At 63.2% G+C, this 15,426-nt stretch carries 14 protein-coding genes; 11 read left to right on the forward strand and 3 right to left on the reverse strand.

Translation table 11 applies throughout. The features are described from left to right. Positions 1 to 2: 2 nt before the first annotated feature. Positions 3 to 1,649, reverse strand: a complete 1,647-nt coding sequence (locus HU736_RS11630) for a Na+/H+ antiporter (protein WP_186697678.1) — start codon at positions 1,647 to 1,649, stop codon at positions 3 to 5. Between the two features lie 271 nt (positions 1,650 to 1,920). Here HU736_RS11630 and HU736_RS11635 point away from each other — a divergent pair, with 271 nt between their 5' ends. From HU736_RS11635 to HU736_RS11650, 4 genes are all read left to right on the forward strand, one after another. Next, the gene (locus HU736_RS11635; RefSeq protein ID WP_101317223.1) at positions 1,921 to 2,268 is read left to right on the forward strand and encodes an ArsC family reductase; all 348 of its coding nucleotides are present in this window, start codon (positions 1,921 to 1,923) and stop codon (positions 2,266 to 2,268) included. 42 nt (positions 2,269 to 2,310) lie between these two features. Further along, positions 2,311 to 3,345, forward strand: a complete 1,035-nt coding sequence (gene dapD / locus HU736_RS11640) for a 2,3,4,5-tetrahydropyridine-2,6-dicarboxylate N-succinyltransferase (RefSeq protein WP_103436318.1) — start codon at positions 2,311 to 2,313, stop codon at positions 3,343 to 3,345. A gap of 76 nt (positions 3,346 to 3,421) precedes the next feature. Beyond that, positions 3,422 to 4,627, forward strand: a complete 1,206-nt coding sequence (locus HU736_RS11645) for a cysteine desulfurase (protein WP_186697676.1) — start codon at positions 3,422 to 3,424, stop codon at positions 4,625 to 4,627. Then, a complete protein-coding gene (locus HU736_RS11650) occupies positions 4,624 to 5,034 on the forward strand; it encodes a SufE family protein (protein WP_186697674.1) in 411 nt (136 codons plus the stop codon). The genes HU736_RS11645 and HU736_RS11650 overlap by 4 nt, the downstream gene beginning before the upstream one ends. Before the next feature lie 15 nt (positions 5,035 to 5,049). On the opposite strand, the gene tcdA is transcribed toward HU736_RS11650, so the two are convergent. Then, positions 5,050 to 5,871 (reverse strand): tRNA cyclic N6-threonylcarbamoyladenosine(37) synthase TcdA, encoded by an 822-nt coding sequence (tcdA, locus tag HU736_RS11655; protein ID WP_186697672.1) that lies wholly within the window; start codon positions 5,869 to 5,871, stop codon positions 5,050 to 5,052. A 255-nt stretch (positions 5,872 to 6,126) separates the two neighbouring features. Between tcdA and HU736_RS11660 the strand changes: the two genes are divergently transcribed. The 4 genes from HU736_RS11660 to HU736_RS11675 all read left to right on the forward strand — a co-directional run bounded on the left by HU736_RS11660 (position 6,127) and on the right by HU736_RS11675 (position 11,180). Beyond that, on the forward strand, positions 6,127 to 8,718 hold the full coding sequence (locus HU736_RS11660) for a glycosyltransferase (RefSeq protein ID WP_103436314.1): 2,592 nt from the start codon (positions 6,127 to 6,129) through the stop codon (positions 8,716 to 8,718). Positions 8,719 to 8,821: 103 nt separating this feature from the next. Then, on the forward strand, positions 8,822 to 9,973 hold the full coding sequence (gene dapE, locus HU736_RS11665) for a succinyl-diaminopimelate desuccinylase (protein WP_186697669.1): 1,152 nt from the start codon (positions 8,822 to 8,824) through the stop codon (positions 9,971 to 9,973). After that, positions 9,973 to 10,785 carry a putative RNA methyltransferase gene (locus HU736_RS11670; RefSeq protein WP_186697667.1) on the forward strand — a complete coding sequence of 271 codons (813 nt, stop codon included), beginning with the start codon at positions 9,973 to 9,975 and terminating at the stop codon, positions 10,783 to 10,785. The genes dapE and HU736_RS11670 overlap by 1 nt, the downstream gene beginning before the upstream one ends. Before the next feature lie 17 nt (positions 10,786 to 10,802). Then, a complete protein-coding gene (locus HU736_RS11675; protein ID WP_101317207.1) occupies positions 10,803 to 11,180 on the forward strand; it encodes a hypothetical protein in 378 nt (125 codons plus the stop codon). 86 nt (positions 11,181 to 11,266) lie between these two features. On the opposite strand, the gene HU736_RS11680 is transcribed toward HU736_RS11675, so the two are convergent. Beyond that, positions 11,267 to 11,476 carry a cold-shock protein gene (locus HU736_RS11680; protein WP_101317205.1) on the reverse strand — a complete coding sequence of 70 codons (210 nt, stop codon included), beginning with the start codon at positions 11,474 to 11,476 and terminating at the stop codon, positions 11,267 to 11,269. Positions 11,477 to 11,708: 232 nt separating this feature from the next. Here HU736_RS11680 and plsB point away from each other — a divergent pair, with 232 nt between their 5' ends. The 3 genes from plsB (at position 11,709) to HU736_RS11695 (ending at position 15,420) form a co-directional block, all read left to right on the forward strand. Next, positions 11,709 to 14,198: a glycerol-3-phosphate 1-O-acyltransferase PlsB gene (gene plsB / locus HU736_RS11685; RefSeq protein ID WP_186697665.1), complete on the forward strand. Its 2,490-nt coding sequence runs from the start codon at positions 11,709 to 11,711 to the stop codon at positions 14,196 to 14,198. A gap of 98 nt (positions 14,199 to 14,296) precedes the next feature. Then, a complete protein-coding gene (locus HU736_RS11690) occupies positions 14,297 to 14,695 on the forward strand; it encodes a YbaY family lipoprotein (protein ID WP_186697663.1) in 399 nt (132 codons plus the stop codon). Positions 14,696 to 14,730: 35 nt separating this feature from the next. Next, on the forward strand, positions 14,731 to 15,420 hold the full coding sequence (locus HU736_RS11695) for a DUF4197 domain-containing protein (protein WP_186697661.1): 690 nt from the start codon (positions 14,731 to 14,733) through the stop codon (positions 15,418 to 15,420). Positions 15,421 to 15,426: the final 6 nt, after the last annotated feature.

Consider the following 15,426-nt stretch of genomic DNA (forward strand, 5'->3'; position numbering starts at 1 on the left):
ACCTAGCGAACCTGTCCAAGGTTGGCCTCGCTCATGTCCAGATCGCCCAGCACCTGGCGCACGACCTCATCACCTACCAGGTGCTGGCGATGCAGGCTATAGAGTTCCAGGCGCTGGGCACGCAGCGCACGCAAACGCAGGCGCCGCTCGAGCAAGTCCATCTGGTGCGCCAGCTCACGGGCTTCGGCGCTGTCATTGTAGCTGGCCAGTTCATCGCGATACTCGGCCATCAGCCGCGCCTTGAGCTCGACCGCCAAGGTTGCCTGAGCCGCATCCTGAGCAGCGTTGGCATCGACCACCTCCTCGGCTTCGAGGGCATGGATCGCTGCCTCTGCGGTAAGCCGCCACGCCTCCCGCACTTCCTGCTGCAAGCGCTCATCCGGGCTCTGGGTAATGCCGCGCAAGAGCAGCGGCAAAGCAATGCATGCACTGAGCAACGACAACAGAATCACCCCGGCGGCAATAAAGATCAGCAAGTCGCGTTGCGGGAACGCCTCCCCGGCACCGATCAACAACGGCACCGACATCACGCCCGCCAAGGTCACCGCACCGCGCACGCCGCCCAAGGTCAACAGCCAGCAGGAACGTGCAGTCGGCAGCAACACCAGTTCAGGCTTGCCGCGCCAGCGGCGTACCACGCCAATCGCCCGCCAGATGCTCTGTACCCAGATGAACCGGAGCACGATCAGCGCCGCAAAGATCGCCAGCACTTCCAGGCAGCGGAAGGCGAGCGCCGGCCACAGCGATGTTTCGTGGCTGACCACTGCCTTGATGATGTCCGGCAACTGCAGGCCCAGCAGCAAGAAGATCAAACCGTTGAAGGCGAACTCAAGCAAAGACCAGACGCTGCGATTGAGTAGCCGAGTGCTGGTCTGGCGCGGCAGCAGATCCAGCCAGCTCTGCATCATGCCTGCGGCTACCGCCGAAAGGATGCCCGACACACCAAGACGCTCGGCCAGCACATAGGCCGCGAACGGCAGCAACAGCATGAACACCACATGGGTAGCCGGATCATCCCAGCCGCGGGTGATCATCCACGCGCGTAGCCGCCCGACCAGCCAGCTCAACGCCACGCCAACGGCCAGCCCTCCCAAGGCCACCAGTACGAACGACAAGCTCGCGTCGGTGAGCGAAAACACCCCGGTAATGGCCGCTGCCAGGGCGAACTTGAAGGTCACCAGGCCCGAGGCATCATTGAGCAAGGCTTCGCCCTGAAGCATGTGCATCAACGGCGTCGGCAGTCGGTCCTGGGCAATGGCCGAGACGGCCACTGCATCGGTCGGCGACAGCACGGCGGCGAGGGCAAACGCCACCGGCAGCGGAATGCTCGGCAGCAGCCAATGAATGAAGTAACCGGCGCCGACCACGGTAAACAGCACCAGCCCCACGGCCAGGGCGATGACCGGGCCGCGCATGCGCCACAGCTCCCGCTTGGGGATACGCCAGCCATCGGCGAACAGCAGCGGCGGCAGGAACAGAAACAGGAACAGCTCCGGCTCCAATGCCACATGCAAGCCCAGGCTGGGCCACGCCAATAATGCGCCTGCTGCGATCTGTACCAACGGCAACGGCAGCGGGATCAAGCGCCCGACCAGCTTGGACACGCTTACCAGCGTCAGCAGGATGAGGACGGTATAGGCTGACTGCATCGGTAAAAAATCCTGTCAAATTGGAGAAACGCTCACAGCGCTAGGACCGCAATTGAAACAATATGTTAGCGGGGAGTTAAGGCCATCTGCCGCTGCACAATAGTCGCAGGCTGCCGCAGAATATGTAACAGCATGCTACTCAACGCGCTTAACCGCAGGCATTCGGCAGCCAGCCGTGGCGCCAGCCCCAGCGATGTCGCATAATCCGCCGACTAAACAACGGGAGATATTGGGGAGGTTTTGGGTGAACCCGCCGGACCCTTTGAATTCAATGGCTTACACTCTCTACGGCATCAAGGCCTGCGACACCATGAAAAAGGCCCGTAGCTGGCTTGAAGAACACGCCATCGACTACGCCTTTCATGACTATAAAAGCCAAGGCATCGACCGTGACAGCCTGATCCGCTGGTGCAACGAGCACGGCTGGCAGGTTGTGCTCAACCGCGCCGGCACCACGTTCCGCAAACTCGACGATGCCAGCAAAGCCGACATTGACCAGGCCAAGGCCGTCGAATTGATGCTGGCCCAGCCGTCGATGATCAAGCGCCCGGTGCTCGACCTTGGCGAACGCACCCTGGTCGGCTTCAAGCCGGATCTGTACGCCGCTGCGCTGGGCTGAGCCCAACAGCGCTGCCACCACCTATTCGCAAGAGGTAATCGCATGTCCACTACTTTGTTCAGCCTGGCCTTCGGTGTCGGCACCCAAAACCGTCAGGGCACCTGGCTGGAAGTGTTCTACGCACAACCACTGCTCAACCCGAGCGCCGAACTGATCGCTGCCATCGCCCCGGTGCTGGGCTATGAAGGCGGCAACCAGGCCATCACGTTCAGCAATGCCCAGGCCGGCCAGCTGGCCGATGCGGTCAAGTCGGTCGACGCTACCCAGTACGCGCTGCTGACCCGCCTGGCAGAAAGCCACAAGCCGCTGGTCGCCACCCTGTTGGCCGAAGACAGCGCACTGACCTCGACGCCTGAGGCCTACCTCAAGCTGCACCTGCTCTCGCATCGCCTGGTCAAGCCGCACGGCCTGAGCCTGGCCGGCATTTTCCCGCTGCTGCCGAACGTAGCCTGGACCAACCGTGGCGCGGTCGACCTGGCAGAGCTTGCCGAACTGCAACTGGAAGCACGCCTGAAGGGCGAGCTGCTGGAAGTGTTCTCGGTCGACAAGTTCCCGAAAATGACCGACTACGTGGTCCCGGCCGGCGTGCGTATCGCCGATGCGGCGCGCGTGCGTCTGGGCGCCTATGTTGGCGAAAGCACCACCATCATGCACGAAGGCTTCGTCAACTTTAACGCCGGCACCGAAGGCCCGGGCATGATCGAAGGCCGCGTCTCGGCGGGCGTCTTCGTCGGCAAGGGTTCGGACCTGGGCGGCGGTTGCTCGACCATGGGCACCTTGTCCGGTGGCGGCAACATCGTCATCAAGGTCGGCGAAGGCTGCTTGATCGGCGCCAACGCCGGTATCGGTATCCCGCTGGGCGACCGCAACACCGTTGAAGCTGGCCTGTACATCACGGCCGGCACCAAGGTGAACCTGCTCGACGAGAACAACGAACTGGTCAAGGTTGTCAAGGCCCGTGATCTGGCCGGCCAGACCGACCTGCTGTTCCGTCGCAACTCGCTCAACGGCGCAGTCGAGTGCAAGACGCACAAGTCGGCAATCGAGCTGAACGAGGCGCTGCACGCGCACAACTGAGAACCATCAGGTTCGAAGTGATAAGATCGGGTCTGGCGTAAAGCCAGGCCCGATTTTCATTGCAGGTCCCGCAAACATGTTTCAGCCCTCCCCCTGGCGCGCCGACTTCCCCGCGATCGCCGCGTTGCAACGCCAGCACCAGACCTACCTGGACAGCGCCGCCACCACCCAAAAGCCGCAGGCCCTGCTGGATGCCTTGAGCCATTACTACGGCCATGGCGCCGCCAATGTGCACCGCGCGCAACACCTGCCGGGCGCGTTGGCCACACAAGCGTTCGAGGCCAGCCGTGACAAGGTGGCTGCCTGGCTGAATGCCGCTGATGCGCAACAGATCATTTTCACCCACGGCGCGACCTCAGCGCTGAACCTGCTCGCCTATGGCCTTGAGCACGGCTTCAATGCCGGCGACGAGATCGCCATCAGTACTCTGGAGCACCACGCCAACCTGTTGCCCTGGCAGCAGCTGGCGCAGCGGCGCAATCTGCGCCTGGTGATATTGCCGGTGAACTCGCAAGGCCAGATTGACCTTGACCAGGCACTGCAGCTGATCGGCCCGCGTACACGCTTGCTGGCGGTCAGCCAGCTGTCGAATGTGCTCGGCACCTGGCAACCGCTGCCAGCCCTGCTCGCCCATGCCCGCGCCCAAGGCGCGTTGACCGTGGTCGATGGCGCCCAGGGCGTGGTGCATGGACGCCACGACGTGCAACAACTGGGCTGCGACTTCTACGTGTTCTCCAGCCACAAGCTGTACGGCCCGGAAGGCGTCGGCGTGCTCTACGGCCGCCATCGCGCGCTGCAGCAGTTGCGCCATTGGCAGTTTGGCGGCGAGATGGTCCAACTGGCGGATTACCACAGCGCCAGTTTTCGTCCTGCGCCGCTCGGCTTCGAAGCCGGCACGCCGCCGATTGCCGGCGTGATTGGCCTGGGCGCCACGCTGGACTATCTGGCCAGCCTTGATGCCAACGCAGTCGAGCGCCACGAAGCCAGCCTGCACCAGCACCTGCTGCGCGGTCTGGCCGAGCGCGAGGGCGTTCGCGTACTGGGCGCACCACAGACCGCGCTGGTCAGCTTTGTCGTCGACGGCGTACACAATGCCGACATCGCCCATGTGCTGACCGAGCAAGGCATCGCCGTGCGCGCCGGTCATCACTGTGCAATGCCCCTGCTCAAAGGCCTCGGCCTTGAGGGCGCGATCCGCGTGTCGCTGGGGCTGTATAACGACAGTGACGATCTGGCGCGCCTGTTCGAAGCGCTGGATCAAGGCCTGGAGCTGCTGCGATGAGCCTGCCCGAACAAGCCCGCGAGGCATTGGCGTGTTTCACCGAAGCCCGTGGCTGGGAACAGCGCGCACGCTTGCTGATGCAGTGGGGGGAGCGCCTGGCGCCACTGGATGACGCCGAGAAAACCGAAAGCAACCGTGTCCACGGCTGTGAAAGCCTGGTCTGGTTGGTGGCCGTAGTCGATGACGGCCAATGGCGTTTCAAGGCCACTAGCGATGCGCGTCTGTTACGCGGTTTGCTGGCGTTGTTGCTGGTGCGGGTACAAGGGCTGGCCAGCGCCGAGCTGGCCCAGCTCGACCTACGCGGCTGGTTCAGCGAGCTGGGGCTTGAGCGCCAGTTGTCGCCGTCGCGCAGCAACGGTCTGCATGCGGTACTGCAGCGTATGGCGCAGCTCGCCAGCGAAGCCTGAAGCGCTGACCGCTACTTACAGATCAGCCGCCGGCGCGACCACCCGCTCCGACGGCCGGCGCGCACCGGCCACCAGTTTTTCGATGGCTTTGCTCGCCGCCACCATGCCGAACGTGGCGGTGACCATCATCACCGCGCCAAAGCCGCCGGAACAATCCAGGCGCACGCCCTCACCGACAAAGCTCTTTTGCAGGCAAACGCTGCCGTCACCCTTGGGATAACGCAGCTGCTCGCTGGAGAACACGCACGGCACGCCGTAATTGCGCGAGGTGTTGCGCGAGAAGTTGTAGTCGCGGCGCAGGGTCGAGCGCACGCGTGAGGCCAACGGGTCGTTGAAGGTCTTGTTCAGGTCGCCGATCTGGATCTGCGTGGGGTCAATCTGGCCGCCGGCGCCACCGGTGGTGACCACGGCGATCTTGCGCCGCCGGCACCAGGCAATCAACGCCGCCTTGGCCATCACGCTGTCGATGCAATCGATGACGCAGTCCATCTGCTCGGTGATGTGCTCAACCATGCTGTCACGGGTGACGAAGTCTGCCACTGCATGGACTGTGCAGGCCGGGTTGATTGCCCGCAGACGCTCGGCCATGACCTCGACTTTAGCCCGCCCTACCTGGCCTTCCAGCGCATGCGCCTGGCGGTTGGTGTTGCTCACGCAGACATCATCAAGGTCAAACAGGCTGATTTCGCCAACACCGCTGCGCGCCAGCGCCTCTGCCACCCATGAGCCGACCCCGCCGATGCCGACCACCGCCACATGGGCGTCGCGCAGGCGTTGCAGGCCTTGGTCGCCGTACAAACGGGCAACGCCGGCGAAGCGTGGATCTTCTGTGCTCATGCTCGCTATCCGCAAAAAACCGGCGCGCATTATATGCCAGCTGGCGGGTTGCCGGGCCGCACGGCGCTGTTAGTTGGTAAAAAACCTGCCAATCCTGCTTTAATGTCCGATCAGAGAGTCAGACTTGGACGACAACCGAGTGGGACCAGAGCTACATCCTCTGCGCCGAATGGCACTGCTGCTTTCTTGTCCAAGCGTAGAACGCAGCACCAGCTGGCACCCGCCCACTCCCCTCTTCGGAACCTACAATCGCTTATGTCATCACGCAAATTCGGCCTCAACCTGGTAGTGGTGCTGGTCATCGCCGCGCTGTTCACCGGGTTCTGGGCGCTGATCAACCGCCCGGTGTCCGCGCCGGCCTGGCCGGAGCAGATTTCCGGCTTCTCCTACTCGCCGTTTCGCCTGGGTGAAAGCCCGCAAAAGGGCCAGTACCCGAGCGAGCAGGAGATGCGCCAGGACCTCGAGCAGTTGAGCAAACTGACCGACAGTATCCGTATCTATACCGTCGAAGGCACCCAGGCCGAAGTCCCGCGGCTGGCTGAGGAATTCGGCCTGCGCGTCACCCTGGGTATCTGGATCAGTCCGGACCTTGAGCGCAACGAGCGCGAGATCAGCAAGGCCATCGAGCTGGCCAACAGCTCGCGCAGCGTGGTGCGGGTGGTGGTTGGCAACGAGGCGCTGTTCCGCAAGGAGGTCACCCCCGAGGCGCTGATTCAGTACCTGGATCGGGTCCGCGCGGCGGTCAAGGTGCCGGTGACCACCAGTGAGCAGTGGCATATCTGGAAAGAAAACCCGGAGCTTGCACCCCACGTCGACCTGATCGCCGCGCACATCCTGCCGTACTGGGAGTTTGTGCCAATGCAGGATTCGGTCGAGTTCGTGCTTGATCGCGCCCGTGAGCTCAAGCAGCAGTTCCCGCGCAAACCGCTGCTGCTGTCGGAGGTTGGCTGGCCGAGCAACGGCCGCATGCGCGGCGGCGCCGATGCTACCCAGGCCGACCAGGCCATCTACCTGCGCACGCTGGTCAACACCCTAAACCGGCGTGGTTACAACTACTTCGTCATCGAAGCCTACGACCAACCGTGGAAGGCCAGCGATGAAGGCTCGGTGGGCGCCTACTGGGGCGTGTTCAACGCCGAGCGCCAGCAGAAATTCAACTTCGAAGGGCCGGTGGTGGCGATTCCGCAGTGGCGTGCCCTTGCGGTCGCTTCGGTGGTGCTGGCGATGCTCGCCCTGACCATCCTGCTGATCGATGGCTCGGCGCTACGCCAACGCGGGCGCACCTTCCTCACCTTCATTACCTTCCTCTGTGGCTCGGTGCTGGTGTGGATCGCCTACGACTACAGCCAGCAATACAGCACCTGGTTCAGCCTGATCGTCGGTTTCCTGCTGGCGCTGGGGGCGATTGGTGTGTTCATCGTGTTGATGACCGAAGCCCATGAACTGGCCGAAACGGTGTGGACGGCCAAGCGCCGTCGCGAATTCCTGCCGGTGCAGGGCGACAGCGCCTACCGGCCGAAAGTGTCGGTGCACGTGCCCTGCTATAACGAGCCACCGGAGATGGTCAAACAGACCCTCGACGCCCTCGCCGCGCTCGACTACCCCGACTATGAAGTGCTGGTGATCGACAACAACACAAAGGACCCGGCCGTGTGGGAGCCGCTCAAGGCCCACTGCGAACTGCTCGGTGAGCGCTTCAAGTTCTTCCACGTTGCGCCGCTGGCCGGCTTCAAGGGCGGCGCGCTGAACTACCTGCTGCCGCACACGGCCAAGGACGCCGAAGTGATCGCCGTGATCGACTCGGACTACTGCGTCGACCGCAACTGGCTCAAGCACATGGTGCCGCACTTCGCCGACCCGAAGATCGCCGTGGTGCAGTCGCCGCAGGACTACCGCGACCAGCACGAAAGCGCCTTCAAGAAGCTCTGCTACAGCGAATACAAAGGCTTCTTCCACATCGGCATGGTCACCCGCAACGACCGTGACGCGATCATCCAGCACGGCACCATGACCATGACCCGGCGTTCGGTGCTGGAAGAACTCGGCTGGGCCGACTGGTGCATCTGCGAAGACGCCGAGCTGGGCTTGCGCGTGTTCGAAAAAGGCTTGTCTGCCGCCTACGCGCACAACAGCTACGGCAAGGGCCTGATGCCCGACACCTTCATCGACTTCAAGAAGCAGCGCTTCCGCTGGGCCTACGGCGCGATCCAGATCATCAAGCACCACGCCCGCGCCCTGCTGCAGGGCAAGGGCAGTGAACTGACCCGCGGCCAGCGCTATCACTTCCTCGCCGGCTGGTTGCCGTGGGTCGCCGATGGCATGAACATCTTCTTCACCGTCGGTGCGCTGCTGTGGTCGGCAGCAATGATCATCGTCCCGCACCGGGTCGATCCACCGCTGATGATCTTTGCCATCCCGCCGCTGGCGCTGTTCTTCTTCAAGGTCGGCAAGATCCTGTTCCTCTACCGTCGTGCGGTGGGCGTTAACCTCAAGGACGCCTTCGCTGCTGCCCTGGCCGGGCTGGCGCTGTCGCATACGATTGCCAAGGCCGTGCTGTACGGTTTCTTCACCAGCAGCATGCCGTTCTTCCGCACGCCGAAGAACGCCGACAGCCATGGTTTGCTGGTGGCGATTTCCGAGGCGCGCGAAGAGCTGTTCATCATGCTCTTGCTGTGGGGCGCTGCCGGTGGCATCTACCTGGTGCAGGGCTTGCCGAGTTCGGACATGCGCTTCTGGGTGGCCATGCTGCTGGTGCAATCGCTGCCGTATCTGGCCGCGCTGATCATGGCCTTCCTGTCGTCGCTGCCCAAACCGGCAAGCAATGCCGCACAAGCCTCGACTGCCTGACCACAAAGGCCACCCGCCGGCACCCTGAAGGTGCCCGGCGGGCGCATTTGATATAAGATAACGCGCCTGTTTTTTCGTCCTTGCCTTGCCCCCGGAGTTCCCCATGACGGCCCCCGCCGAGCTCTCGCCTACCCTTCAACTGGCCTGCGACCTGATCCGTCGTCCCTCGGTGACCCCGGTCGATGCCGACTGCCAGACCCAGATGATGAACCGCCTGGGCGCTGTCGGCTTCCAGCTTGAACCGATGCGCATCGAAGACGTCGACAACTTCTGGGCCACCCATGGCAGTAAGGACGGCCCGGTGTTGTGTTTTGCCGGCCACACCGACGTGGTCCCGACCGGCCCGGTGCAGCAGTGGCAACATGAGCCGTTCCAGGCACTGATCGATGCCGACGGCATGCTCTGCGGCCGCGGCGCTGCCGACATGAAGGGCAGCCTGGCATCGATGGTGGTGGCCAGCGAGCGTTTTGTGCACGACTACCCCAACCACCGCGGCAAGGTCGCCTTTCTCATCACCAGCGACGAAGAAGGCCCCGCCCATCACGGCACCAAAGCCGTCGTCGAGCGCCTGGTCGCACGCAACGAGCGCCTCGACTGGTGCATCGTCGGCGAGCCATCGAGCACCAATTTGCTCGGTGACGTGGTCAAGAACGGCCGCCGCGGCTCGCTCGGTGCCAAGCTGACCGTACGCGGCAAGCAGGGCCACGTTGCCTATCCGCACCTGGCGCGCAACCCGATCCACCTGGCGGCGCCAGCGCTGGCCGAACTGGCAGCAGAGCATTGGGACGAAGGCAATGCGTTCTTCCCGCCGACCAGCTTCCAGATCTCCAACCTCAATTCCGGCACCGGCGCGACCAACGTCGTGCCTGGCGACCTGACTGCGCTGTTCAACTTCCGTTTCTCCACCGAGTCGACCGTCGAACGCCTGCAGGCGCGGGTGGCGGCGATTCTCGACAAGCACCAGCTGGACTGGTCGATCGATTGGGCGCTGTCGGGCCTGCCGTTCCTCACCGAGCCGGGTGAACTGCTCGACGCGGTAGCGGCCAGCATCAAGGCCGTCACCGACCGCGACACCCAGCCATCGACCAGCGGCGGCACCTCCGACGGCCGCTTCATCGCCACCATGGGTACTCAGGTGGTCGAGCTCGGCCCGGTCAACGCCACTATCCACCAGGTCGACGAGCGCATCCTGGCCAGCGATCTCGACCTGCTGACCGAGATCTACTACCAGACCCTGGTGCGGTTGCTCGCCTGATGCTCATCTGCCCTCTTTGCCAGGCGGCCCTGGCAGCGCTGGAAAACGGTGTCGCGTGCAGCGCCGGCCATCGCTTCGACCGTGCTCGCCAGGGTTATCTGAACCTGTTGCCGGTGCAGCACAAGAACAGCCGTGATCCAGGTGACAATCAGGCGATGGTCGAGGCCCGCCGTGACTTTCTCGACGGTGGCCACTATGCACCGGTCGCCGAGCGCCTGGCGCAGCTGGCTGCCGAGCGCCAGCCCGGCGCCTGGCTGGATATCGGCTGCGGCGAAGGCTATTACACCGCGCAGCTCGCCAATGCCCTGCCGGCGGCCCAGGGTTACGCCCTGGATATTTCCCGTGAAGCGGTTAAACGCGCCTGCAAGCGCGCGCCGCAGGTGACCTGGATGGTCGCCAGCATGGCCCGCGTACCCCTGGCCGATGCCAGCTGCCAGTTCATCGCCAGCGTTTTCAGCCCGCTCGACTGGCAGGAGGCCTTGCGCCTGCTCAGCCCCGGCGGCGGCCTGATGCGGGTCGGCCCGACCAGCGGTCACCTGATGGAACTGCGCGAGGTGCTTTACGATGAAGTGCGTCCGTATGCTGACGACAAACACCTGGCACTGGTGCCAGCGGGAATGGTCCATGCTCACAGCGAAACCCTCGAGTTTCGCCTCAGCCTGGCCGCACCCAAGGCTCGCGCCGACCTGCTGGCGATGACCCCGCACGGCTGGCGAGCAAGCGCTGAAAAGCGCGCGCTGGTGATCGACCAGGCCGCGCCGTTCGAGGTGACCGTTTCCATGCGTTATGACTATTTCCTGCGCCAATCCTGAGCACACCGGAGCCCTTTATGCGTCAACCTGATATCGAGATCTACCTGAAGGACACCGACGTCGACCACAAGCAGATTGCCCAGTGGTTGGTCGAGGCCTTGGGCCCGTGCACCGAATGGACCCAGAAAGGCCTGACCTGGAAATGCCAGGCCGGTAACATCCCGGTGACCTGGTTACCGAAGGCTGTAGGGAAATGGAACAGCCTCTACCTGGAAAGCGACCAGACCCCGTGGGAAGACGACATTGCCTGCGCACGCGCAGCCTTTGCCGCACTCAACGTCGAAGTGCGTTGTGCACCGGGCAGCTGGAGCGAAGAACACGGGGAAGAGGATGCCGACCGTTGGGTCCGCATCAGCGCCGATGGTGAAGAGGAAATCACCTGGCGCACGCAGTAATACTGCGAGAGGGATGTAACAGGAGCAATCGCATCAGGCTGCAAGTTCCACGGTCAACTTGCAGCTTGAGGCTTGCCAACCAGCGCTTACAGGCCCACTACATCCTCGGCCTGGAGACCTTTCTGGCCTTGGGTGAGGTTGTATTCAACCTGTTGCCCTTCGACCAGCGAGCGATGCCCTTCACCACGAATCGCCCGATAGTGGACGAATACATCGGCCCCATCTTCGCGCTGAATGAAGCCATAACCCTTGGCATCGTTGAACCACTTTACATTCCCAGTCTCACGAGACGACATCTGAACTACTCCAGTTTTTTTATTGTGAAGATCGCCTTGCAGGCACTGGGTTTTCCCCGTGCCGACGCCGCTTGCTGAAATATCCTGCAAGGGGCGGACCGAGTATATGACAGAGAACAAAGAAAATTCATGACAGGCCTGTTGAATGCGGTTTTTTGCTGAACTTGCGCAGATACGGCAGACTCACTGACTGCAAATCGATCCGAAATTCTTCCCAGGGCCCACACATCACATGACCCGTTCCCCCCTGCGCCGCCTGATCTTCGGCGCCCTGCGCCGCGTGCTTTACCTGTGGGTACGCTCCGAGACCATCAATCAGTCATCGCTGACCCTAAAGCTCGACCGCAGCCGCCCGGTGTTCTATGCCCTGCCCTCGCCGTCGCTGACCGACCTAGCGGTGCTCGACCGCGAATGCACCAAAGCGGGGCTGCCGCGACCAGTGTTGCCCGTTGTGGTTGGCCCGCTGCACGAGCCTGCGGCGTTTTTCTATCTGACCCCTGAGCCGGACTGGCTCGGCCGCCACGACAAACGCGGCGCGCCACCGACCCTGGAGCGGCTGGTCGAAGCAGTCAGCCAGCATGCCGAAGAAGACGCACAGATCATCCCGGTCAGCGTGTTCTGGGGGCAGACCCCGGCCAGTGAATCGAGCCCATGGAAGCTGCTGTTTGCCGACAGCTGGGCGGTAACCGGACGCCTGCGTCGCTTGCTCACTATCATCATGCTCGGGCGCAAGACCCGCGTGCAGTTCTCGGCGCCGATCCACCTGCGCGAGCTGGTCGAGCACAACAAGGGCCATGCGCGTACCGTACGCATGGCCCAGCGCCTGATGCGCGTGCACTTTCGCAACCTCAAGAGCGCGGTCATCGGCCCGGACATTTCGCACCGGCGCAACCTGGTCAAAGGCCTGATCCACGACCAGCAGGTGCGTCAAGCCATCGCCGAGGAGGCAGAACGCGAGCAGATTCCGCTGGCGAAAGCCGAGGCGCGAGCGCTGCGCTACGGCAACGAAATTGCCTCGGACTACACCTACACCGCGATCCGCTTTCTTGAAGTGGTGCTGAGCTGGTTCTGGAACAAGATCTACGACGGCATCAAGGTCAACAACATCGAGCAGGTGCAAGGCATCGCTCCCGGCCACGAGGTGATCTATGTGCCCTGCCACCGCAGCCACATCGACTACCTGCTGCTGTCCTACCTGCTGTTTCGCAACGGCCTGACGCCACCCCACGTAGCCGCGGGCATCAACCTCAACATGCCGGTCATCGGCAGCCTGCTGCGCCGTGGCGGGGCGTTCTTCATGCGCCGTACGTTCAAGGGCAACCCGCTGTACACCGCGGTGTTCAACGAATACTTGCACACACTGTTCAGCAAGGGCTTCCCGGTCGAATACTTCGTCGAAGGCGGCCGCTCGCGCACCGGGCGCATGCTGCAGCCACGCACCGGCATGCTGGCGATTACTCTGCGCAGTTTCCTGCGCTCGTCGCGCACACCGATCGTGTTCGTGCCGGTGTACATCGGCTATGAGCGGGTGCTTGAAGGCCGCACCTACCTGGGCGAGCTGCGTGGGGCGAGCAAGAAAAAAGAATCCATCTTCGACATCTTCAAGGTCATCGGCGCGCTCAAGCAGCGCTACGGCCAGGTGTCGGTTAACTTCGGCGAGCCGATCCGCCTGGCCGGCTTCCTCGATGAGCAGCGCCCAGGCTGGCGCGAAGAGGATCACGGCGAGCAGTTTCGTCCGGCCTGGTTGAACGACACCACCCACCGCCTGGGCGAAACCGTGGCCCGCCACCTCAACGAAGCCGCGGCGGTCAATCCGGTCAACCTGGTCGCGCTGGCATTGCTCTCGACCAGCCGTCACGCGCTCGACGAAAGCGCGCTGGTGCGGGTGCTCGACCTGTACCTGAGCTTGCTGCGTGAAGTGCCCTATTCGGCGCATACCACCCTGCCTGAGGGCGATGGCATGGCCTTGATCAGCCACGTCAAAGGCATGAACCTGCTGTCCGAGCAGAACGATGCCATGGGCCGCATCCTCTATCTGGATGAAGCCAACGCGGTGCTGATGACCTATTACCGCAACAACGTACTGCACATCTTTGCCCTGCCGGCGCTGCTGGCGAGCTTCTTCCAGAGCAGCTCACGGATCAGCCGCGAGCTGATCGGCCAGTACGTCAAGGCGCTGTATCCGTACCTGCAAGCTGAGCTGTTCCTGCGCTGGACGCCCGAGCAACTCGACGAAACCATCGATCACTGGCTCGACGCGCTGGTTGCCCAAGGCCTGCTGCGGGTGGAAAACGGCGTCTACCTGCGCCCGGCACCGAGTTCGCGTGCGTTCGTATTGCTGACGCTGCTTTCGCGAACCATCACCCAGGCCCTGCAGCGCTATTACATGGCGACCTCGCTCTTGGTCAACAATGGCCAGCAGACCCTGACCGCCGAGGAACTGGAAGACCTCTGTGTGATAATGGCCCAGCGGCTGTCGATCCTGCATGGCCTGAATGCACCGGAGTTCTTCGACAAGAGCCTGTTCCGCCACTTCATCCAGACCTTGCTCCAGCAAGGCGTGCTGCGGCCCGCCGGCAACGGCAAGCTCAGCCATCACGACAAGCTCGGCGAACTGGCCGAGGGTGTGGCCAAGCGCGTGCTGTCGGCCGAGCTGCGCCTGTCGATTCGCCAGGTGGCGCTGCACCGCGAAATAGAAGGTGTGGAGCAAATCCCCACCTGAGTGCAAACTCTTGGCCGCGACTGCCGCGACCTTGGCAGGAAAATCCGCTACAGTCCCCGGGGTTGGTCACAAGCCGACCCCAGGACTACGGAGAATCCATGAAAAAGCTCTTTATGCTGTGCTGCGCCTCTCTGCTTGCAGCCTGCTCCAGCAACAGCCCGGCACCACAGGCCAGCCTTGATGGCGAAGTGTTGTACCTGCAGCGCATTGCCCTGCCGCCAGCCGCTACTCTCAGCGTCAGCTTGCAGGATGTGTCGCTGATGGACGCCCCAGCCGTGACCCTGGCCAGCCAGGCCGGCCCGATCAAAGGCAACGTGCCGCTGCCGTTCCACCTGAGCTACGACCCGGCTCAGGTCAAACCGGGACACCGCTACGCGGTCAGTGCCCGCATCGAGTATCAAGGCCAACTATTGTTCATCAGCACCGAACAGCACAGCGTCGCGCTCGACGGCAGCGACCAGCAGCCGCTGCGGATCAAAGTCGACCCGGCTCGCTGAGCCCTGCACCTATTCACTGTCATAAGGAATAATCCATGATTCGCTCCTCCCTGCGCTTCGGCGGCCTCTGCGCTGGCCTGCTGTTGTCCGCCAGTGCGCTGGCCCTGTCGCTCGGCGACCTCAGCCAGCAGGACGCTGCCGGCGGCCTGAAAGACGCCCTCACCCAAGGCGCCCAAGTGGCGATCAAGCAACTCGGCACCCCCGGTGGCTTCAGCAACAATCCCGACGTGCGCATCGAGCTGCCAGGCAACCTCGGCAAAGCCGCCAAGGCGATGAAGATGTTTGGCAAGGGCGACCAGGTGCAAGCGCTGGAAGACAGCATGAACAAGGCCGCCGAAGCCGCCGTGCCGCAGGCTCAGGCGATCCTCGTCGATGCAGTGAAGAAGATGACCGTCACCGATGCCAAGGGCATCCTCAGTGGCGGTGAAGACTCCGCCACGCAGTACCTGAACAAGAGCAGCCGCGAGCAGATCCGCGCCAAGTTCCTGCCGATCGTCAAGGCCGCCACCGACAAGGTCGGCGTGGTCCAGCAGTACAACAGCTTCGCCGGTCAAGCCTCGGCCCTGGGCCTTGGCAGCAGCAAGAGCGCCAACGTCGAAAGCTACGTCACCGAGAAGGCCCTTGATGGCCTGTTCGAAATGATTGCCAAGCAAGAGCAGAGCATTCGCCAGAATCCGGCGCAGGCTGCTACCAGCCTGGCCAAAAAGGTCTTCGGCGCCCTCTGAGGCCCA

The sequence above is a fragment of the Pseudomonas shirazensis genome (assembly GCF_014268785.2).
Lineage (GTDB): Bacteria > Pseudomonadota > Gammaproteobacteria > Pseudomonadales > Pseudomonadaceae > Aquipseudomonas > Aquipseudomonas shirazensis.

What these genes read in the sequence shown, in the direction of transcription:
- HU736_RS11695 (WP_186697661.1), top strand. Translation starts at nt 14,731, where the DNA reads ATGATTCGCTCCTCCCTGCGCTTCGGCGGCCTCTGCGCTGGCCTGCTG.
- HU736_RS11675 (WP_101317207.1), top strand. Translation starts at nt 10,803, where the DNA reads ATGCGTCAACCTGATATCGAGATCTACCTGAAGGACACCGACGTCGAC.
- HU736_RS11650 (WP_186697674.1), top strand. Translation starts at nt 4,624, where the DNA reads ATGAGCCTGCCCGAACAAGCCCGCGAGGCATTGGCGTGTTTCACCGAA.
- HU736_RS11635 (WP_101317223.1), top strand. Translation starts at nt 1,921, where the DNA reads ATGGCTTACACTCTCTACGGCATCAAGGCCTGCGACACCATGAAAAAG.
- HU736_RS11630 (WP_186697678.1), bottom strand. Translation starts at nt 1,649, where the DNA reads ATGCAGTCAGCCTATACCGTCCTCATCCTGCTGACGCTGGTAAGCGTG.
- HU736_RS11680 (WP_101317205.1), bottom strand. Translation starts at nt 11,476, where the DNA reads ATGTCGTCTCGTGAGACTGGGAATGTAAAGTGGTTCAACGATGCCAAG.
- HU736_RS11645 (WP_186697676.1), top strand. Translation starts at nt 3,422, where the DNA reads ATGTTTCAGCCCTCCCCCTGGCGCGCCGACTTCCCCGCGATCGCCGCG.
- HU736_RS11690 (WP_186697663.1), top strand. Translation starts at nt 14,297, where the DNA reads ATGAAAAAGCTCTTTATGCTGTGCTGCGCCTCTCTGCTTGCAGCCTGC.
- plsB (WP_186697665.1), top strand. Translation starts at nt 11,709, where the DNA reads ATGACCCGTTCCCCCCTGCGCCGCCTGATCTTCGGCGCCCTGCGCCGC.
- tcdA (WP_186697672.1), bottom strand. Translation starts at nt 5,871, where the DNA reads ATGAGCACAGAAGATCCACGCTTCGCCGGCGTTGCCCGTTTGTACGGC.
- dapD (WP_103436318.1), top strand. Translation starts at nt 2,311, where the DNA reads ATGTCCACTACTTTGTTCAGCCTGGCCTTCGGTGTCGGCACCCAAAAC.
- dapE (WP_186697669.1), top strand. Translation starts at nt 8,822, where the DNA reads ATGACGGCCCCCGCCGAGCTCTCGCCTACCCTTCAACTGGCCTGCGAC.
- HU736_RS11670 (WP_186697667.1), top strand. Translation starts at nt 9,973, where the DNA reads ATGCTCATCTGCCCTCTTTGCCAGGCGGCCCTGGCAGCGCTGGAAAAC.
- HU736_RS11660 (WP_103436314.1), top strand. Translation starts at nt 6,127, where the DNA reads ATGTCATCACGCAAATTCGGCCTCAACCTGGTAGTGGTGCTGGTCATC.